The organism is Mycobacterium sp. TH-M82 (assembly GCF_057473605.1).
This window is the reverse complement of the sequence record NZ_JBYCKY010000603.1, coordinates 1-3,939: the sequence shown is the minus strand read 5'-3', so window position 1 is coordinate 3,939 and position 3,939 is coordinate 1. Positions and strand designations below refer to the sequence as shown.

Genomic DNA, 3,939 nt, shown 5'->3' with positions numbered 1-3,939 from the left:
CACAACCCGGCCACCGGCCGCTGGTATGTGGACGCATCCTGGCAGCGCAAAACCGCACCGACCGTTCCGGCTGGACTGCCACGGCAACCCGATCGCGCCGCGCGGCGTTTTGCGCGATGATTGTCAGAGCCCGGTGCTATGAACGACCCATGGATGAGCAATGTCGGGACTGCCGGGGCTGCCGGGCGGGTCTGGACCACTGCCACGGCACCCTGGTTCACCACCGGCTGCGCGGTCCGGAGTGCACTGACGGCAGCTGTACCGATACCGCGATGACCCGGCACGCATTCGCGGTCGACTGCGACGCAGTCGGCTGTCGATGCACGAACTCCGCGGCGTTCGCCGTCTGACGCGGGTCGTCGAGTCTCAGCCCATCGATCCGGTGCCGGACTGCACCGCGTCGGCGTCCGCGGTGGCGGGCTCCCCGTCCGGGCCGGGATAAAACGGCGGCGTCAACGTGCCCCACCGCAGACAACTCCACCGGCCGTCGGTGATCGGGGCCAGCACCACCGACTCAGCGTTGCCGAGGTGATGGTCGAGCACGAACTCGCCGTCCACACCGGTCAGCACGGCCGCCACCAGCCGGATCGCCGCGCCGTGGCTGACGACGACGACGTCACCGGTCCAGTCGTCGTCGTCGAGGTAGCGCATCCGCAGCTCGGTAACGACCGGCAGGAAGCGGCCAAGCACCTGGTCTGCGGTCTCGCCGCCGGGCAGCGCCACGTTCCGCTCGCCCCGATGCCAGCGCTGGTAGACCGCATTGAACTCGGCGACGGCCTCGTCGTCGCTGCGGTTCTCCAACGATCCGACCTGCACCTCGTGGATGCCGGAGATTTCGCGGGACGGCACACCGAGCTGGCCGCTGATCTCCGCGGCGGTCTGCCCCGCCCGGGTGGCCAGCGAATGTGCCACCAGCGCCGGCAGTCCCCCCAGACGCGGGCGGCACCGTGCGAACGCCCGGGCCTGTTCGCGGCCCAGGGGGGTCAGCTCCGAACCCGGCGGCAGGGTGTCCAACCGGCGGTCGACGTTGCCGTAAGACTGACCGTGGCGCAGCAGCACCAACCGCCCGCTCACCCGGGCACTCCAGGTGCTCCGGCATCGCCGGAGGTTCCGGCGCGCAGCCGCGCCAGCCATCGCGCCGCCTCGTCCAGCCGCGGCGGCACCGCGCCGGCGGCCGCACCGGTCGGCCAGGAACCCAGGTATCGCAGATCCGCACAACGACGGTGCAGCGCCTGGAGCGCCTCGGCGACGGCGCCGTCGTCGATGTGTCCCACACAATCGACGAAGAACACGTAGGTGCCGAGCGCGGTGCGGGTGGGCCTGGACTCGATCCGGGTCAGGTCGATGTCGCGGACCCCGAATTCGGTCAACGCGGCCACCAACGCACCGGGCGCGTTGTCGATTCGCAGCACCACCGACGTCCGATCGGCCCCGGTGCGGGCCGGCGGCGGCCCGGGCGGGCCGACGAGGACGAAGCGGGTGCGGGCGTTGGGTTCGTCGACGACGCCGTCGGCCAGCGTCGCCAGTCCGCATTGCGCGGCGGCCAGGGCGGTGCTCACCCCGGCGTCGGCGCCGCCGTCGGCGACCTGCTGCGCCGCAGCGGCGTTGGAGTTGGCCGGCACCACCTCTGCGGTGGGCAGGTGACTGGTCAACCAGCGCCGTACCTGCGCCGCCGCAACCGGGTGCGCCGCCACCGTACGCACGTCGGCGGCGTCCCGGCCGGGTCCGAGCACGATGGAGAACGCCACGTCCAGGGCGGTCTCGGCGAACACCTGTAACGGCGAACCCGTCGCCAGGCTGTCCAGGGTGGGCAGCACCCCGCCCTCGATCGAGTTCTCGATGGGCACGCAGGCGTAGTCGGCGGCACCGGCCCGGACGGCGTCGAGCGCGGCCGGTGTGCTCTCGGCGGGCACCCGCAGCAGCTCGTCCGGGCTGGACCGGCTGGACCGGCCGGCTGGCGGGACCATGCCGGCCGCACCCAGCTGGATCAGCGCCGCGTCGGTGAAGGTCCCCGCCGGACCGAGATAGGTGATGCAGACCACGCGTCAACCCTATCGACCGGCGACGCGGTGCCGGGGACGCCGCGGGTTGCAACCCCAAGATCAAGTAGTTAAGTTAGGCTTACCTTATTTATAAAGGAGCGCCGCCATGACCGACCCGCAGGAACCGGCAGGAACCGCCCCGACGACCGCAGAACTGATCCGCAGCGCCTGCATCCGGGCGCCGGCACTACTTGCCGTGGCCGGCGCCGAGCCCGTCGCCGCGCCGGTGCGTCACCTGCTGCCGGACGGGTCCGTCGCGGTCGCTGCCGCCGCAGAAATCGCAACCGCCGTCACCGGCACCGGGGAGCAGGCGGTGCTGGAGCTCACCGACCACGCGCCGCTGCCGCTGCGGGCCGGGGTGCGTGCTCTGGTGTGGATCCGCGGCCAACTGCAGCGGGTACCGCCGCAGGAGATCGGCGACCTGCTCGACCGAATCGCCGCCGAGGACCCCAACCCTGCCCTGCTGCAGGTGTATTCGCCGCGGTCGGAGACCGATGTATGGCGCAGCGGAGCCAGCTACCGGCTGCTGCGGTTGGCAACAGAGTCAGTGGTGATGGCCGATGCCACCGGCGCCGAGGCGGTCGCGGTCGATGAGCTGCTGAGGGCTCGGCCCGACCCGTTCTGCGCAATCGAGGCGCGTTGGCTGCGGCACCTGGACTCGTCGCACCCGGAGGTGGTCGCGCAGTTGACGGCCAAGCTGCCATTGCGGTTGCAGCGCGGGCGGATACGCCCACTCGGGGTCGACCGGTACGGCATCCGGCTGCGCATCGAGAGCGCCGACGGCGACCACCAGGATGACCAGGACGTCCGGTTGCCGTTTCACCAGCAGGTCGAGGATGTGGCCGGGCTGAATCGGGCGGTGCGGGTGCTGATGGGCTGCCCGTTCCTCAACGGACTGCAGGCACGCCGTTCGTAGCGCGGAACGGCTGCGGTTACCGTGTCGAGGTGACTGAGCCCGGCGCTGCGCCCAACGCCGGGCTGCCGGCTGCGCAGCGGCGTGCGCTGCGGCTGGAGATCGCCGTGCTGCTGGCGGTCACCTATGGCCTCAGCGCCGTCACCGCGGTCCTGGATCTGACCGACTCGGTGCTGCGCAACCTCAGCGCCCAGCGGATTGCCCTCAACCCGAGGCGGTCGTATTTCGACCTGATCGACCTCGGGCTCAACGCGGCTTGGGCCGTGCAGCTGATCGCCTGGGGTGGCCTCGCGGTGTACCTGTTGTGGCGCAGCGGATTCGGTCCGGACCGGGTCGGGCTGGGCAGGTTCCGCTTGCGGGCGGACCTGCTCGGCGGGGTCGGCCTGGCGGCCCTGATCGGCCTCCCCGGCCTGGGCTTATACCAGCTGGCACGGGTGTTGGGTGTCAACGCCGCCGTCATCCCGGCCGCGGTGAACGACACCTGGTGGCGCACTCCGATGCTGGTGGTGATCGCGTTCGCCAACGGCTGGGCCGAAGAGGTGATCGTCGTCGGCTACCTACTCACCCGGCTGCGCCAGCTGCGGGTGCGCCCGGCGGTGGCGCTGGTCTGCTCTGCCCTGCTGCGCGGCGCTTACCACCTCTACCAGGGGTTCGGCGCCGGACTGGGCAACGTCGCCATGGGTCTGGTGTTCGGATACGCCTGGGCGCGCACCGGCCGGCTGTGGCCGCTGATCATCGCCCACGGGCTCATCGACACCGTGACGTTCGTCGGGTACGCACTGCTGGTCGGCCATCTGGGTTGGCTGCGCTGATCGGCGCGCACTGGTCGTCACTCGTCGGACGCAGGTTGTCCAGGGTGCACGGTGATCGCTCTTTCGTCCGCCTAACTGACCGTAGCTGCACGCCGATTCTTGTCGGCGGGTCTGTCTAGTATTCGAATATGCGTTCGGGTAGTAGTCGGGAAGCGATCACCGCGGCCTTCGA

General features: G+C 70.8%; 4 protein-coding genes. 2 read left to right on the top strand and 2 right to left on the bottom strand.

What is annotated here, in order from left to right; genetic code table 11:
- Window positions 1–366: 366 nt before the first annotated feature.
- Together AC2VON_RS17985 and pheA are read right to left on the bottom strand one after the other, a co-directional pair.
- The gene (locus AC2VON_RS17985) at window positions 367–1,074 is read right to left on the bottom strand and encodes a histidine phosphatase family protein (protein WP_486954170.1); all 708 of its coding nucleotides are present in this window, start codon (window positions 1,072–1,074) and stop codon (window positions 367–369) included.
- The gene (gene pheA, locus AC2VON_RS17980) at window positions 1,071–2,042 is read right to left on the bottom strand and encodes a prephenate dehydratase (protein WP_486954169.1); all 972 of its coding nucleotides are present in this window, start codon (window positions 2,040–2,042) and stop codon (window positions 1,071–1,073) included. The genes AC2VON_RS17985 and pheA overlap by 4 nt, the downstream gene beginning before the upstream one ends.
- A gap of 106 nt (window positions 2,043–2,148) precedes the next feature.
- Here pheA and AC2VON_RS17975 point away from each other — a divergent pair, with 106 nt between their 5' ends.
- Both AC2VON_RS17975 and AC2VON_RS17970 read left to right on the top strand, forming a co-directional pair.
- The gene (locus AC2VON_RS17975; RefSeq protein WP_486954168.1) at window positions 2,149–2,958 is read left to right on the top strand and encodes a DUF2470 domain-containing protein; all 810 of its coding nucleotides are present in this window, start codon (window positions 2,149–2,151) and stop codon (window positions 2,956–2,958) included.
- Between the two features lie 29 nt (window positions 2,959–2,987).
- Window positions 2,988–3,767 (top strand): CPBP family intramembrane glutamic endopeptidase, encoded by a 780-nt coding sequence (locus tag AC2VON_RS17970; RefSeq protein ID WP_486954167.1) that lies wholly within the window; start codon window positions 2,988–2,990, stop codon window positions 3,765–3,767.
- Window positions 3,768–3,939 lie beyond the last annotated feature (172 nt).

Excerpts from the sequence above, each read along its gene's own strand:
- AC2VON_RS17975 (WP_486954168.1), top strand. The coding sequence starts at position 2,149 with ATGACCGACCCGCAGGAACCGGCAGGAACCGCCCCGACGACCGCAGAA.